Below are 13,444 nucleotides of genomic sequence, written 5' to 3'. Positions count from 1 at the left end.
TGATCGCTGTGCATTGATCGCTGACCGCTGACCGCTGAGCAAGAAGGGCTCGTCATGACCGTGCTGTCCTACACGTCGCCCGGCGGGGACCAGCTGCCCCTGCACGTGCACGCCCCCGAGGCCGGGCCGCCCCGCGCCGCCCTGATCCTCTTCCACGGGGGCGGCTGGGTCGGCGGATCCCCTGGCCAGTTCACCCCGCAGTGCCGGGACCTCGCCGCCCGGGGCATCCTCGCGGCGACCGCCGGATACCGGCTGCTGGGTTCCGGCGCCCGGAGCCTGGACGACTGCGTCGACGACGCGACGGCGGCGATCGGCCGGTTCCGTACCGTCGCCGCCGAACACGGCCTCGCCCCGGACGTGGTCGCGGCGGGCGGCGGCTCGGCCGGCGGGCATCTCGCCCTCACCGCCGCACTGACCGGTGGAGCCGACCTGCGCGCGCTCGTACTCTTCAACCCGGCCGTCGACCTCCTCGGAGCACCCGGCGGACCCGAGCAGAACCTGCGCGAGGCCCTCTCCATCACCGACGCCACCGCGGAACGCCTGTCCCCGATCCGGCTGGTACGCCCCGGGGCGCCGCCCACCCTCGTCATGCACGGCACCGAGGACCGCGTCGTACCCATCGACGGGGTACGCCGCTTCCGCGACCGGATGACCACCGAGGGCAACCACTGCCGCCTCGTGGAGTACCCGGGGGCGGGTCACGGCTTCTTCAACTCCGGCATGAACGACTGTTACGACGCAACGGTCCGGGAAGCGGCCGGCTTTCTCCTGTCCCTACCGGACGGTGTCCCGCCGACGTAAGCGCACCCGGACACAGAAGCCCGAAATGCACCCTTCGTACTCACATGCGAATCTGGAAGTGGCCCATCGTCCGAGATCCGCTATCAGGAGGCACGATCGTGGGCAAGAAGCAGAGTCGGCAGAACCGAGGTGCCCGCACCGGCGGCCATGAACGCAGCGCTGCTCCGGAGACGAAGGAACAGACGCCGCAGCCAACGGCGGCCCAGGACACGGTGCACTCGATCTCAGAACAGGTCTCTCACCGGAAGCAGCGGAGGTTCGGCCACAACTGACCCTCGTAGATCTACGACAACCGCCCTCTGTGGTGGCATCCCCGTATCGGGGCGCCACCACAGAGGGCGGTTTTTTTGTGCCCTGCGGCTTGACCAGGTGAAGATCCTCCCCCTGCGACCTCGGCGAGCGCGGACCGCGTCTCGGTGAACAGGCCGCCGAATACTTCGAGTTGATCTCCGGCCCCCGCATCGCGGGGGCCGTACCGCGGGGCCCACTGCTGCCCGAACGAGCAGGTTCCGCACGCGGATCCAGGCACGCCGAGAGGTTTATCTACGCGCGGAGCTATCGCGACCGAACGATCATTCGGGCATATCAGACCAGTTCTTACGCAGCTATTACCGGCGAGTACCAGCAGCTGCTAGAAACGTGGCGCTCAATCAACCCCCCACCCACCCCCCACATTTCGGAGGGCTGACAGCCATGTCAGTACGGAGATTCTGGGCGTCCGCATCCACTCTGGTCCTCGCCGCCGTGGCCGCTCTGGGCATCGCCCAGCCGGCCTCGGCATCCTCCGCCGCCGCCGGCGGGTACGTCGCTCTCGGCGACTCGTACTCGTCCGGCGTCGGCGCGGGGAGCTATCTCTCCGACAGCGGCGACTGCCGACGCAGCACCAACGCCTACCCCTACCTCTGGGCAGCTGCGAACTCACCTTCCTCTTTCGCCTTCGTCGCCTGTTCGGGCGCTACGACGAGTTCGGTGGCCGGCAGCCAGCTGGGCGCGCTGAGCTCGTCCACCGGCCTGGTCAGCGTCACGGCGGGCGGCAATGACGTGGGCTTCGCCGATGTCATGCAGGACTGCGTGCTGTCCAGCGAGGCCACCTGCCTGAGCAGCTTGAGTTCGGCCGTGTCGCAGATGCAGAACTCGCTTCCGTCCGGCCTCAGTTCGCTCTACGGCTCCATCCGGTCGCGGGCCCCGCAGGCACATGTCGTGGTGCTGGGATACCCCCGCTTCTACCAGCTGAGCGGCAGTTGCATCGCCGGGCTCTCGGAAAAGGAGCGGTCGGCCATCAACAACGCGTCCGACGTCCTGAACGGTGTCATCGCCAAGCAGGCGGCCGACGCCGGGTTCACGTTCTCCAGCGTGGTGGACGAGTTCACCGGACATGAGCTGTGCTCCGGTGACGCATGGCTCAACAGTGTGACGATCCCGGTCTACAACTCGTACCACCCCAAGGCCGCCGGACAGTCGGGCGGCTATCTTCCGGCCTTCCGCTCGGCCGCGTAGGACGCGGACGACGGAGGTACAGAGGTGCGGCGGGCTGCCGGGGGTGCTTCCGGCCGCCCGCCGCACTTCTGTTGCGTTCAGGCGCGGGTGTATTGCTTGATTGCTTCAGGCGCGGGCGTGTTGCTTCAGGCGCGGGCAGCGGTGTCCCGCCGGTGCAGGGCGAGGGCGGTCGCAGCGGCGAGTACGGCGGTGGCCGCGGCCGCCCACCAGCCGTGCCGGAATGCGTCGAGCGCCTCGGCCGGCCCGTCCGGGGCGCCGAGCAGCGTGACCATCAGGGCGACACCCAGCACCGAACCGGTCTGGCGGGCCATCGTGGTGACGGCTGATCCGGTGGCGAAACGGGTCGGCGGGAGGGCCGCGGCGGCCGCGCCGACCAGGGTGGGGAGGGCGAACCCGACGCCGATACCGGTGATCATCATGCCGGGGAGGAATCCGCTCGCGTAGTGCGGAGCCGTATCGAGTGCGACGGCCCACCAGGCCAGCCCTGCGGCGAACAGCAGGCAGCCGAGTGCGGCGGTGCGGCCGGCACCGATGCGGCTGACGACCGGACCCGAGAGGACGGCGAGCGCGGGTACGACCAACGGCCCGGGGGCGATGGCGAGTCCGGTACCGATCGCCGAGTACCCCCACACCTGCTGGCACCAGAGCACCGACGTCAGCAGCATCGCCGCGAACGCGACGGTGAAGAGCAGAGCCGCGAGGGTGGCCGTCGCGAAGGCGCGGGTACGCAGCATCGGCAGTTCGACGACCGGGGCCGGGTGCCGGGCGGAGCGCAGCCAGAAGCCCGCGGCGAGGACGGCTGTCGCGGCCAGCGGGCCGAGGACTCCGGGCGAACTCCAGCCCCAGACATCGGCCTTGACCAGGGCGAGCGCCAGTGCGCCGATCGCGAGGGTGAGCAGAACGGCACCGAAGAGGTCCGGGAAGGGCCCCTCGCGGTGCGGCCGGGCATCGGGCAGCAGCCGGGCGCCCGCGACCAGACCGATCACGCCGACCGGCACATTGACGAGGAAGACCCAGCGCCAGTCCGCTTCCACGAGCACGCCGCCGACCACCGGACCGAGACCGGCCGCGATGCCGCCGATCGCCGCCCAGCTGCGGATGGCCCGGGGGCGACGCTCCGCCGGGGTGTTGACGAGCAGGAGGGCGAGCGACGTCGGCATGAGGGCGGCGGCTCCGACGGCCTGCAGGACGCGGGCGGCCACCAGCCAGCCGACGCCGGGGGCGACGGCACAGAGCGCGGAGGCGACGGTGAAGACCGCAAGGCCGAGGAGGAAGCCTCGACGGTGTCCGTACCGGTCGGCGAGCCGGCCCGCGACGACGAGCAGGGCGGCGAAGACGATCGCGTACGCGTTGAGCACCCAGGACAGCGAGGCGAGCGAGCTGCCGCCGAAGGCGTCACCGAGGGCGGGGACCGCGACATTGACGATGAACAGGTCGAGATTCACGACGAAGACACCGGCCGAAATGATCCAGACGGTGGCACGGGAGGAGGCCGGGGCAGCCGCATGGTCAGCCGCGGAGGCAACTCTGGGGGCAACCGCGGAGGGAGGTGAGTTTGATTCTCCAACTGTCATGGCGGCAAGGTAGCGCCAGTGAGTTTGAGATGGCAACCTTGTAGTGATGAGTGCTGCACAGGAACCCCATGCCCCCACCGCCACCGCCCCGGCGTTCTCGCTCCCCGGCCGGCCGTGCTCGGCCGCCGCCGCGCTGCATGTCGTGGGTGAAAAATGGGCGCTGCTCGCGGTGCGCGAGATCTTTTTCGGCAACCACCGGTTCGAGGCGATCGCCCGCAACACCGGCGCGCCCCGCGACCGTCTCGCGGCCCGACTGCGCTCACTGGAGCAGGCAGGGGTGGTCGAACGGCGGCCCTACAACGAACGGCCGCCGCGCTACGAGTACCACCTGACCGAGTCCGGGCGCGATCTCGCACCGGTGATCCGGGCCCTGCTGGACTGGGGCGACCGGTGGGTGCTGGAGGACAAGCCGGTGGTCATGATCCATGAACCGGCGGCGTCCGCCGGTGGCGAGGACGCGCACGCGCACTCACACGCGCATTCGCACGATCTCGATGCGGCGTGGATCTGCCGCACGTGCGGCGAAGAGGTCGTGATGAACACGCTGACGGTCGATGTCCGTGCCCCGGGGTGGGACCGCGCGGGACCCAAGGAATCAAGTCCGTCCGGCAGTTGAGGGCGTCCCCGACTCCCGTGATCCCGCCCCCGCCCCTGCCCCCGTCCAATCGGTCTCAGTACCGCTCGACGAGGTGCTCCCGGCCCGCCGGGGGCTCGTACGGCTCGGGCCAGAAGTCGGTGATCTCGCTGATCCGCCCCTCCGCGTCGAACGTGAAGAAGTGGATGGCGTGCAGCTCCTGCGGGCCGACCGTGAAAAGCGTCCGGACAGCGACCTGCTGCCCCTCCCGGTCGGCCACAACCCGTTCGACACGGACGTGCCAGTCCCCCGGGTAATCCCGGTTGAACTGCACGTACCGCTCCTTCCCGCGGATGCGTTCGCGGGTCTGCGGCAGGTCGTACAGCACCTCGTCGGCGAGCGTCGTGGCGAAGGTGTCCCAGTCGCGGTTGTCGGCCGCGGTCCAGTACGTCTCCACCGCGGTGCGCAGATCAGCAGTCGTGGTCATGGTCCGAGTCTGAACCCCACCACTGACAATGGGCCTTGAGTGTCGGACCTCGGTCAGGAGCCGGCCGGCCGGGACGCCTTGATCGAGTACATCAGCGGGATGCGCGGCCGGTCGGCGGGGAAGCGGTAGAAGCCGTCGCCCTGCCGCTCCAGCGTCGGGAAGCGGGCGAAGAGTGAGACGTCGTGCTCGTGCAGGAACTCGATCCGCAGCCCGGCGGCGGCCAGCGCCGACACCACGTCGCCGATCGGGTGCTGCCATTCGACGCTGCGGTTGTGGACGGTCGGTGCGTCGAAGTCCGCGTACGTGCCCGGCGTCTCGTCCACCCATGCGTCGCGGCTGAAGTAGTCGTGGACGACCTTCGCGCCGGTCGAGTCGTCGAGGCAGTCCGTGAGCGGATGGAACTCCGCGAGATAGAGGAAACCGCCGGGCGCCACGAGGGAAGCTGCCGTCTCGGCCCAGCGCCGGGTGTCGGGCAGCCAGTTCAGCGCGCCGACGCCGGTGTAGACGATGTCGTACGACGAGTCCGGGACGGCCTCCGCGGCGTCATGGACGTCGGCGGCGACGAACGCCGCCCGGTCCTGGGTGAATCCGAGCTCGCGGGCCAGGCCGCGCGCGGTCTCCACGGCCGGTTCGGAGAAGTCCAGACCGACGACGTGCGCGGCGCCGTGCCGTGCCCAGGAGAGCGTGTCGACGCCGATGTGGCACTGCAGATGCAGCAGCGACTTGCCCGTGACGTCCCCGACCTCGGCGAGTTCGAAGTCGCGCAGGGCGTCCGTGCCGGCGCGGAAGGAGTCGAGGTCGTAGAAGTCGCTCGCAGTGTGGATCGGGACCCGCTCGTCCCAGAGCGCCCGGTTGGCCGCGTGCCAGTCGGCGGGGGTCGATGCATGCATGTCCAGGAGGTTATCCACAGGCTGCGGACGATGCGAACGAATTGTCGGCGTTCCGGCGCAGAATGGGGGACATGACTGAGATCACTGGCTCGACGGCCCCCACCGCACCGGCGACCGCTCCCGCGACCGCTTCCGTACCGGCGACCGCTTCCGTACCGGAGTGGGAGCAGCGTTTCCGGGCGCCGCGGGTGTCGTTGCCCGACTGGGCGGAGGATGCGCCCGACCGCGCGCTGTTCGTCTCCAATGCCACGGGGACGTTCGAGCTGTACGCATGGGACCGCGCGACCGGCGAGCAGCGCCAGGTGACCGACCGGCCGAACGGGACGACGGACGGCGTGCTGACACCGGACGGCGAGTCGATCTGGTGGTTCAGCGACACCGATGGGGACGAGTTCGGGGTGTGGATGCGCCGGCCGTTCCACGGCGGCGAGGGCGAGGGGGCGGTGGACGAGCCGGCGGCACCGGTCTCGGTGCCTCGTACCCGGCCGGGCTCGCGATCGGGCGTGACGGTACGGCGGTGGTCGGCCGTTCGACCGACGAGGACGGGACGACGATCCATGTCGTACGGCCCGGAGCCGCGCCCGTCGAGATCTACCGCCACCGCGAGTCGGCGGGCGTCGGTGACCTCTCCTACGACGGGACGCTGATCGCCCTGGAGCACACCGAGCACGGCGATGCGATGCACTCCGCGCTGCGCGTGGTGCGGCCCGACGGGTCGACGGTCGCCGAGCTGGACGACACCGAGGGCGGTACGAAGGAGCTGGGCCTGTCCGTGCTGGGCTTCGCCCCCGTCGCCGGGGACACGAGGCTGCTGGTCGGGCATCAGCGGCGGGGCCGCTGGGAGCCGATGATCTGGGATCCGATGACGGGCACGGAGACGGACCTCGCGATCGACCTGCCCGGTGATGTGGGCGCCGAGTGGTATCCGGACGCCTCCGCGCTGCTGATCGTGCACGGCTTCGAGGCCCGCAGCGACCTGTGGCGGTACGAGCCGGGGGCCGGCAGCGCTCCCGTCCGGGTGGAGACGCCCCCGGGTTCGGTGTCGGGTGCCACGGCCCGGCCGGACGGCACGGTGGAGTACCTGTGGTCGTCGGCCGCGCAGCCGCCCGTCATCCGGTCCACCTCGGGTGCGGTGGTGCTCGATCCGCCCGGCCTGAAGGCTCCGGCGTCCGTGCCGGTGGAGGACGTGTGGGTGGACGGGCCCGGGGGCCGTGTCCACGCCCTCGTGCAGCGGCCTGCCGCCCCGGCGGAGGGCCCGTTTCCCACCGTCTTCGAGATCCACGGAGGCCCGACCTGGCACGACAGCGACACCTTCGCCTCCGGCCCCGCCGCCTGGGTGGACCACGGCTACGCGGTCGTCCGGGTCAACTACCGCGGCTCCACCGGATACGGCCGCGCCTGGACGGACGCACTCAAGCACCGGGTCGGCCTGATCGAGCTGGAGGACATCGCCGCGGTTCGGGAGTGGGCGGTGAAGTCCGGGCTCGCGGACCCGGCGAAGCTGGTCCTGGCCGGTGGCTCCTGGGGCGGCTATCTGACCCTGCTCGGCCTCGGTACGCAGCCGGACGACTGGGCCCTGGGCCTGGCGGCGGTCCCGGTCGCCGACTACGTCACGGCGTATCACGACGAGATGGAGGACCTGAAGGCGATGGACCGCACGCTGCTGGGCGGCACACCGGAGGAGGTTCCCGAGCGCTTCGAGGCCTCGTCCCCGCTGACGTACGTCGACGCCGTCCGGGCGCCGGTCTACATCTCGGCGGGCGTCAACGACCCGCGCTGCCCGATCCGCCAGGTCGAGAACTACGTGGACCGGCTGAAGGGCCGTGCCGCGGTGCACGAGGTCTACCGGTACGACGCGGGACACGGTTCGCTCGTCGTGGAGGAGCGGATCAAGCAGTTCCGGCTGGAACTCGACTTCGCCCAGCGCCACCTGGCCCCGCAGTCGGGCCCGTCCGGCGAGTAGGGGCGCCTGTTCCGTCCCGTACGGACCACCGCCACCGGCCACCGGTTGGCACCCCGCTCCGGGCGACCGGAGCGGGGACCGTACCGTGGAGGGGTGTACCGGTTCCTGCTGACCCCGCGATGGTGGGGGATCAACCTCTTCGTCGTGCTGGCCATCCCGTTCTGCATCTTCATGGGCACCTGGCAGCTCGGCCGCTTCGAGGACCGCGTGCAGACGCACGACGCCGCCGAGAAGCAGCCCGCCCCGGGCACGAGGGCCGCCAAGCCGATCGACGATCTCCTGCCCGTCGACACGGTGACCTCCGGCCGCCCCGCCACCGCCACCGGCCGGTACGTCGACCAGTTCCTGGTGCCCGGCCGGGAGTTGGACGACAAGAGCGGCTTCTATGTCCTGAACATGCTCCGTACGGACAGTGGCAAGGCCCTGCCGGTGGTACGCGGCTGGCTGCCCGGCAAGCCCGGCCACACCGCCGTGCCCGCCGCACCGACCGGCGAGGTCACGGTGACCGGCGACCTCCAGGCGTCCGAGAACGCCGGCACGACGGGCGTCGACGCGGCGGGTGGGCTCCCGGACGGCCAGCTCGGCATGATCAGCGCCGCGTCCCTGGTCAACCTCGTCCCGTACGACGTCTACGACGCATGGGTGACGCTCCAGGACACCGGCTCCACCGGCGCGCTGCGTCCCGTACCGGCCGCCGTACCGCAGGGCACCGGGCTCGATCTGAAGGCCTTCCAGAACCTCGGCTACACCGGCGAGTGGTTCGTCTTCGCCGGGTTCGTGCTCTTCATGTGGTTCCGGCTGGTCCGCCGCGAGGCCGAAGCGGCACGGGACCTGAAGCTGGGCCTCGTCGACGACACGGACACCGGTCCTGCCGGCCCCACCGGCCCCACCGGTCCTGCCGATTCCGCCGGCCCCGCCGGCCCCAATGTGAGCGCCGGCGCGGTCTGAGACAGACCTACGTGAGGGGGCCCGCCGAATCGACAATCGACCGGCGGGCCCCCTCACGTATGCGTCGTACTCGTCGTACGTCGTCGCCCCTGCGTCACGTCGCGGGGGCCAGCACCCCGGTCCGGTAGATCGTGCCCGCGCAGGCGTTGGCGATCTTCGTCTCCGCGACCGGTGACCCCGCCTCCGGCGTGTGCGTCACGGCAACGCTGCCGTCCAGCGCCCCGCCGCCGTCCTCGCTGCCGAGCTGCGCAGCCGTGTCCGTGGTCCCGTCAGTGGTACCCGTACCGGTTCCGGCGGCGTCGGCACCGCCTGCGGCGTCCGTGCCGCCCGTCGGCGTCGGGCTCGGTGAACCTCCGGAGGTCGGACATGTGTCCTTCGGTACCCAGGCGAACTTCACCTCGTACGACATGGCCGGCTTCAGCAGTACCGTCCCCTGCTCCTGCGAGGGGTCGGGCAGCCCGGCCGCCGCGTCACCCGCGGTGTGCTCGACGACCGCGATCTTGGCCGGGTCGGCCGCGCCCATCGCCTGGAAGCCCACGCTGCCGCTGCTGCTCACCGAACAGTCCGTGCCCGAGACATTGGCGATCCGGAAAGTGCCGTACACCGTGCCGTCGGCACCCGCCGCGCCCGTCTCGGCCGAGGCGACACCGAGCTGCCCCGGGTCGCAGGTCGGCATGGCGGCCGCCGCGGAGCCGGCCGGGTCGGCGACCCCGCCGGCCGTGTTGCCGTCGGCGCCCTGGCCACGGCTGTCGGACGGACTGCTCGTGCTCGCCGGCTGGTTCCGGCCTCCGCCGGACTGCCCGTCGGTGCTGCCGCCACTGCCCTTCCCGCCGGCTTCCGAACCGTTGTCGGTGCCGCTGCCGCCCTGCGCCTGCTCGCCGTGTCCGGCTATCGCGGGGTTGGCGGCGTTCGAACCGTCGGAGTTCGCGACATGGACGAAGGCGGGGACCGCGGTGCCGATGAGCAGCGCCGCCGCCGCCATGCCGACGACGGCCTGCCGCCGCCTGGCGCGCCGGGCGGGCACCGCGCGGTGCAGATGGTCGAGGGTGCCGTCGCTGGGTTCGATGTGCTCGACGGCCCCGCGCAGCATGCGGCGCAGCACGACCTCGTCCATGTCCGGGCCGCCACCGCCCCCCGAGCCGGAACCCACGCCCGAGCCCGGGCCCGGGCCGAAGAGGCTGCCCAGCCCCCCGAGCTCGGCCGTCTCAGCGGTACCGGCGGCTGCGTCGCCCCCGCAGAGGCCACCCGCATCCGCACCTGTACCCGTATCCGAGTTCGCGTCCGGGTTCACATGCGAGGCGCTCTCCGGCCCGTCGTTCACAGTTCCGTTTCCAGTCCGGTCAATCCGATGCTCACGCTCGTGGCTGTTCTCGTTCCTGCGGTGGCGCCGACTCATGCCTGCGCCTCCATCACGACGCGCAGCGCCGCGATCCCACGGGAGCCGTATGCCTTGACCGAGCCCAGGGATATGCCCAGCGTCTCGGCCACCTGGGCCTCCGTCATGTCCGCGAAGTAACGCAGCACCAGCACCTCCCGCTGGCGCCGTTGCAGCCCCCGCATCGCTTTGATCAGCGCGTCCCGCTCCAGTTGGTCGTACGCGCCCTCCTCCGCGCTCGCCATGTCGGGCATGGGCTTGGAGAGCAGCTTCAGCCCGAGGATGCGGCGGCGCAGCGCGGAGCGCGAAAGGTTGACGACGGTCTGGCGTAGATACGCGAGTGTCTTCTCGGGGTCCCGTACCCGGTTGCGCGCCGAGTGCACGCGGATGAACGCCTCCTGCACGACGTCCTCACACGAGGCGGTGTCGTCCAGGAGCAGAGCCGCGAGGCCGAGCAGCGAACGGTAGTGGGCCCGATAGGTCTCGGTGAGATGGTCGACCGTGGTTCCGGCAGCCACGCTCTCCTCAGCGCCCTGGCGCTGCGACGGCAGCCGTGCAGGACGCGCAGCGGGCATGGGCGCAATCACCGGCATACCGCCGGGTGCGCGGGGCCGTCTGAGCGGTCGCACCGAAGCGCCGCGCAGGGGGCCCACCACTGTGATATCGAGAACCTCTGCCACGCCAGTTGGACACGTTTCCCCCCGTCAGGGTTGTACGCGCGCGGCACCGCGTTTGGCGCAGTGCGACATGCCCTCATACGTACCTGCTCTTCCCCAAATGCCCCGAATATGCGCCCCGCCGCGCAAGAAGTGACCACCAAGAAGTGACCGCATAGACGCGAGCTCCCCGGCCGACGGTTGCAGCAGGCCGGAAGGTCATCGTCGGATACCCCGACACCCCAGCTCAAGAGGTTCAGACCTTCAACTTGCTCACAGGGCATTCACAGAGCGTACAAAACAGGTTCGATCAGACCCGGGGGAATTCGGCCGCCACCGATTCGGCGATCTGTGCCACGTTCAACGCCGCTCCCTTGCGGAGGTTGTCGCCGCAGACGAACAGTTCCAGACCCCGGGGATCGTCCAGTGACCTGCGCACCCGTCCGACCCAGGTCGGATCGGTGCCGACGACATCGGACGGTGTCGGGAAGTCTCCCGCCGCCGGGTTGTCGTACAGCACCACGCCCGGTGCCGTCGCCAGGATCTCGTGGGCCCGGTCGACCGCGATCTCGTTCTCGAACCGTGCGTGCACGGACATCGAGTGCGTCGCGATGACGGGGACGTACACACAGGTCGCCGCCACCCGCAGGCCCGGCAGGTCCAGGACCTTGCGGCACTCCTCGCGGATCGCCAGCTCCTCCGACGACCAGCCGTCCCCGGCCTCGGTCCCGGCCCAGGGCACCACATTGAGGGCCACCGGTGCGGCAAAGGGGCTGCCTTCGGTGTCCCCCACGGCACGGCGTACGTCCCCGGGCTTCGTACCCAGTTCCGTACCGGCCACCATCGACAGCTGTTCGCGCAGCGCCGCGACACCGTCGCGCCCCGCCCCGCTCACCGCCTGGTACGAGGAGACGACCAGTTCCCGTACTCCGAATTCGGCGTGCAGCGCACCGACCGCGACGATCAGCGAGAGCGTCGTGCAGTTCGGGCTCGCGACGATGCCGCGCGGCCTGATCCGTACGGCATGCGGATTGATCTCGGGCACGACCAGCGGAACGTCCGGGTCCAGCCGGAACGCGGCGGAGTCGTCGATGACGACCGTGCCCTTGGCAGCGGCGATCGGCGCCCACTGCGCGGAGACGGCGTCGGGCACCAGGAACAGCGCCACGTCGACGCCGTCGAAGACGTCCTCGGTGAGTTCGAGGACTTCGCTCTCCTCGCCGCGTACGACCAGCTTGCGGCCGGCCGAACGCGACGAGGCGATCAGCTTCACCTCGCCCCAGACATCCGCGTGCTGCGAAAGGATCTGGAGCATGACGCCGCCGATCGCCCCGGTCGCTCCGACGACCGCGAGCGAAGGACGGCGGGCGGTCATCGGCCGGTGCCCCCGTAGACGACGGCCTCGTCGGAATCGCTGTCGAGACCGAAGGCGGTGTGCACGGCGCGCACGGCCTCGATGACGTCGTCGGCGCGGGTGACCACCGAGATGCGGATCTCTGACGTCGAGATCAGCTCGATGTTCACACCGGCGTCGGACAGCGCCTCGAAGAAGGCCGCGGTGACCCCGGGGTTCGTCTTCATCCCGGCGCCGACCAGGGAGATCTTCGCGATCTGGTCGTCGTAGCGCAGCGACTCGAAGCCGATGGTGCCCCGGTTGCGCTCCAGGGCGTCGATGGCCTTGCGGCCCTCGGCCTTCGGCAGCGTGAACGAGATGTCGGTCAGACCGGTCGACGCGGCGGAGACGTTCTGCACCACCATGTCGATGTTGACTTCCGCGTTCGCGATGGTGCGGAAGATCGCGGCGGCCTCGCCCGGCTTGTCGGGCACGCCGACGACGGTGATCTTGGCCTCGGAGACGTCATGGGCGACTCCGGAGATGATCGCGTGCTCCACCTTCTGGTCCCCTTGCGGCTCGTTGCTGACCCAGGTTCCGCGCAGTCCGGAGAAGGACGAACGGACGTGGATCGGAATGTTGTAGCGGCGTGCGTACTCCACGCACCGGTGCAGCAGCACCTTGGAGCCGGACGCGGCCAGCTCCAGCATGTCCTCGAAGGAGATCCAGTCGATCTTCCGGGCCTTCTTCACGACCCGCGGGTCGGCGGTGAAGACACCGTCCACATCGGTGTAGATCTCACAGACCTCGGCATCCAGCGCGGCCGCGAGCGCGACCGCGGTGGTGTCGGACCCGCCGCGGCCGAGGGTGGTGATGTCCTTCTTGTCCTGGGACACACCCTGGAACCCCGCGACGATCGCGATGTTCCCCTCGTCCAGCGCCGTACGGATACGGCCCGGCGTCACATCGATGATGCGCGCTTTGTTGTGGACCGAGTCGGTGATGACGCCCGCCTGGCTACCGGTGAACGACTGGGCCTCGTGGCCCAGGTTTTTGATCGCCATCGCCAGCAGGGCCATGGAGATCCGCTCTCCGGCGGTCAGCAGCATGTCGAACTCACGCCCGGCAGGGATCGGGGATACCTGCTCGGCGAGATCGATCAACTCGTCCGTCGTGTCGCCCATCGCTGACACCACGACAACCACCTGGTTGCCGTTCTTCTTGGCATCGACGATTCGCTTGGCGACGCGCTTGATGCCTTCGGCATCGGCTACGGAGGAGCCTCCGTACTTCTGCACGACAAGGCCCACGTGCGCTCCTCGCTCAGTCCATTACTGCGGTCGGCT

General features: G+C 70.3%; 11 protein-coding genes and 1 pseudogene. 5 read left to right on the top strand and 7 right to left on the bottom strand.

Features of this window, described 5'->3' with window-relative positions:
- Nucleotides 1–54 precede the first annotated feature (54 nt).
- Together ACGFU7_RS30985 and ACGFU7_RS30980 are read left to right on the top strand one after the other, a co-directional pair.
- Entirely contained in the window at nt 55–801 is a 747-nt protein-coding gene (locus ACGFU7_RS30985; protein ID WP_393700152.1) for an alpha/beta hydrolase, read from the top strand.
- A 693-nt stretch (nt 802–1,494) separates the two neighbouring features.
- Entirely contained in the window at nt 1,495–2,298 is an 804-nt protein-coding gene (locus ACGFU7_RS30980; protein ID WP_393700150.1) for an SGNH/GDSL hydrolase family protein, read from the top strand.
- 125 nt (nt 2,299–2,423) lie between these two features.
- On the opposite strand, the gene ACGFU7_RS30975 is transcribed toward ACGFU7_RS30980, so the two are convergent.
- Nucleotides 2,424–3,764 carry an MFS transporter gene (locus tag ACGFU7_RS30975; RefSeq protein ID WP_393700231.1) on the bottom strand — a complete coding sequence of 447 codons (1,341 nt, stop codon included), beginning with the start codon at nt 3,762–3,764 and terminating at the stop codon, nt 2,424–2,426.
- Between the two features lie 154 nt (nt 3,765–3,918).
- Between ACGFU7_RS30975 and ACGFU7_RS30970 the strand changes: the two genes are divergently transcribed.
- The gene (locus tag ACGFU7_RS30970) at nt 3,919–4,488 is read left to right on the top strand and encodes a winged helix-turn-helix transcriptional regulator (protein ID WP_393700149.1); all 570 of its coding nucleotides are present in this window, start codon (nt 3,919–3,921) and stop codon (nt 4,486–4,488) included.
- Nucleotides 4,489–4,543: 55 nt separating this feature from the next.
- Here ACGFU7_RS30970 and ACGFU7_RS30965 read toward each other — a convergent pair whose 3' ends face one another.
- Both ACGFU7_RS30965 and ACGFU7_RS30960 read right to left on the bottom strand, forming a co-directional pair.
- A complete protein-coding gene (locus ACGFU7_RS30965) occupies nt 4,544–4,933 on the bottom strand; it encodes a nuclear transport factor 2 family protein (protein ID WP_393700147.1) in 390 nt (129 codons plus the stop codon).
- Between the two features lie 53 nt (nt 4,934–4,986).
- The gene (locus ACGFU7_RS30960) at nt 4,987–5,823 is read right to left on the bottom strand and encodes a class I SAM-dependent methyltransferase (RefSeq protein WP_393700145.1); all 837 of its coding nucleotides are present in this window, start codon (nt 5,821–5,823) and stop codon (nt 4,987–4,989) included.
- A gap of 71 nt (nt 5,824–5,894) precedes the next feature.
- Here ACGFU7_RS30960 and ACGFU7_RS30955 point away from each other — a divergent pair.
- Nucleotides 5,895–7,786: pseudogene (locus tag ACGFU7_RS30955) on the top strand (S9 family peptidase).
- A 93-nt stretch (nt 7,787–7,879) separates the two neighbouring features.
- Nucleotides 7,880–8,734, top strand: coding sequence for an SURF1 family protein (locus ACGFU7_RS30950; protein WP_393700143.1), 855 nt, complete (start codon nt 7,880–7,882; stop codon nt 8,732–8,734).
- Between the two features lie 94 nt (nt 8,735–8,828).
- Here the strand turns inward: ACGFU7_RS30950 and ACGFU7_RS30945 are convergent, their stop codons facing one another.
- The 4 genes from ACGFU7_RS30945 to ACGFU7_RS30930 all read right to left on the bottom strand — a co-directional run bounded on the left by ACGFU7_RS30945 (nt 8,829) and on the right by ACGFU7_RS30930 (nt 13,408).
- Nucleotides 8,829–10,055 carry a hypothetical protein gene (locus ACGFU7_RS30945; RefSeq protein WP_393700141.1) on the bottom strand — a complete coding sequence of 409 codons (1,227 nt, stop codon included), beginning with the start codon at nt 10,053–10,055 and terminating at the stop codon, nt 8,829–8,831.
- 71 nt (nt 10,056–10,126) lie between these two features.
- The gene (locus tag ACGFU7_RS30940; RefSeq protein WP_393700139.1) at nt 10,127–10,702 is read right to left on the bottom strand and encodes a SigE family RNA polymerase sigma factor; all 576 of its coding nucleotides are present in this window, start codon (nt 10,700–10,702) and stop codon (nt 10,127–10,129) included.
- A 373-nt stretch (nt 10,703–11,075) separates the two neighbouring features.
- A complete protein-coding gene (locus ACGFU7_RS30935; protein ID WP_393700138.1) occupies nt 11,076–12,140 on the bottom strand; it encodes an aspartate-semialdehyde dehydrogenase in 1,065 nt (354 codons plus the stop codon).
- Nucleotides 12,137–13,408, bottom strand: a complete 1,272-nt coding sequence (locus ACGFU7_RS30930; RefSeq protein WP_393700136.1) for an aspartate kinase — start codon at nt 13,406–13,408, stop codon at nt 12,137–12,139. Before ACGFU7_RS30930 ends, ACGFU7_RS30935 begins: the two co-directional genes overlap by 4 nt.
- Nucleotides 13,409–13,444: the final 36 nt, after the last annotated feature.

This window comes from Streptomyces sp. NPDC048473, from assembly GCF_043200155.1.
In the GTDB taxonomy this organism is placed as follows: domain Bacteria; phylum Actinomycetota; class Actinomycetes; order Streptomycetales; family Streptomycetaceae; genus Streptomyces.
Note: the sequence above shows the minus strand (reverse complement) of the source record. Positions and strands in the feature narration are given on the sequence as shown.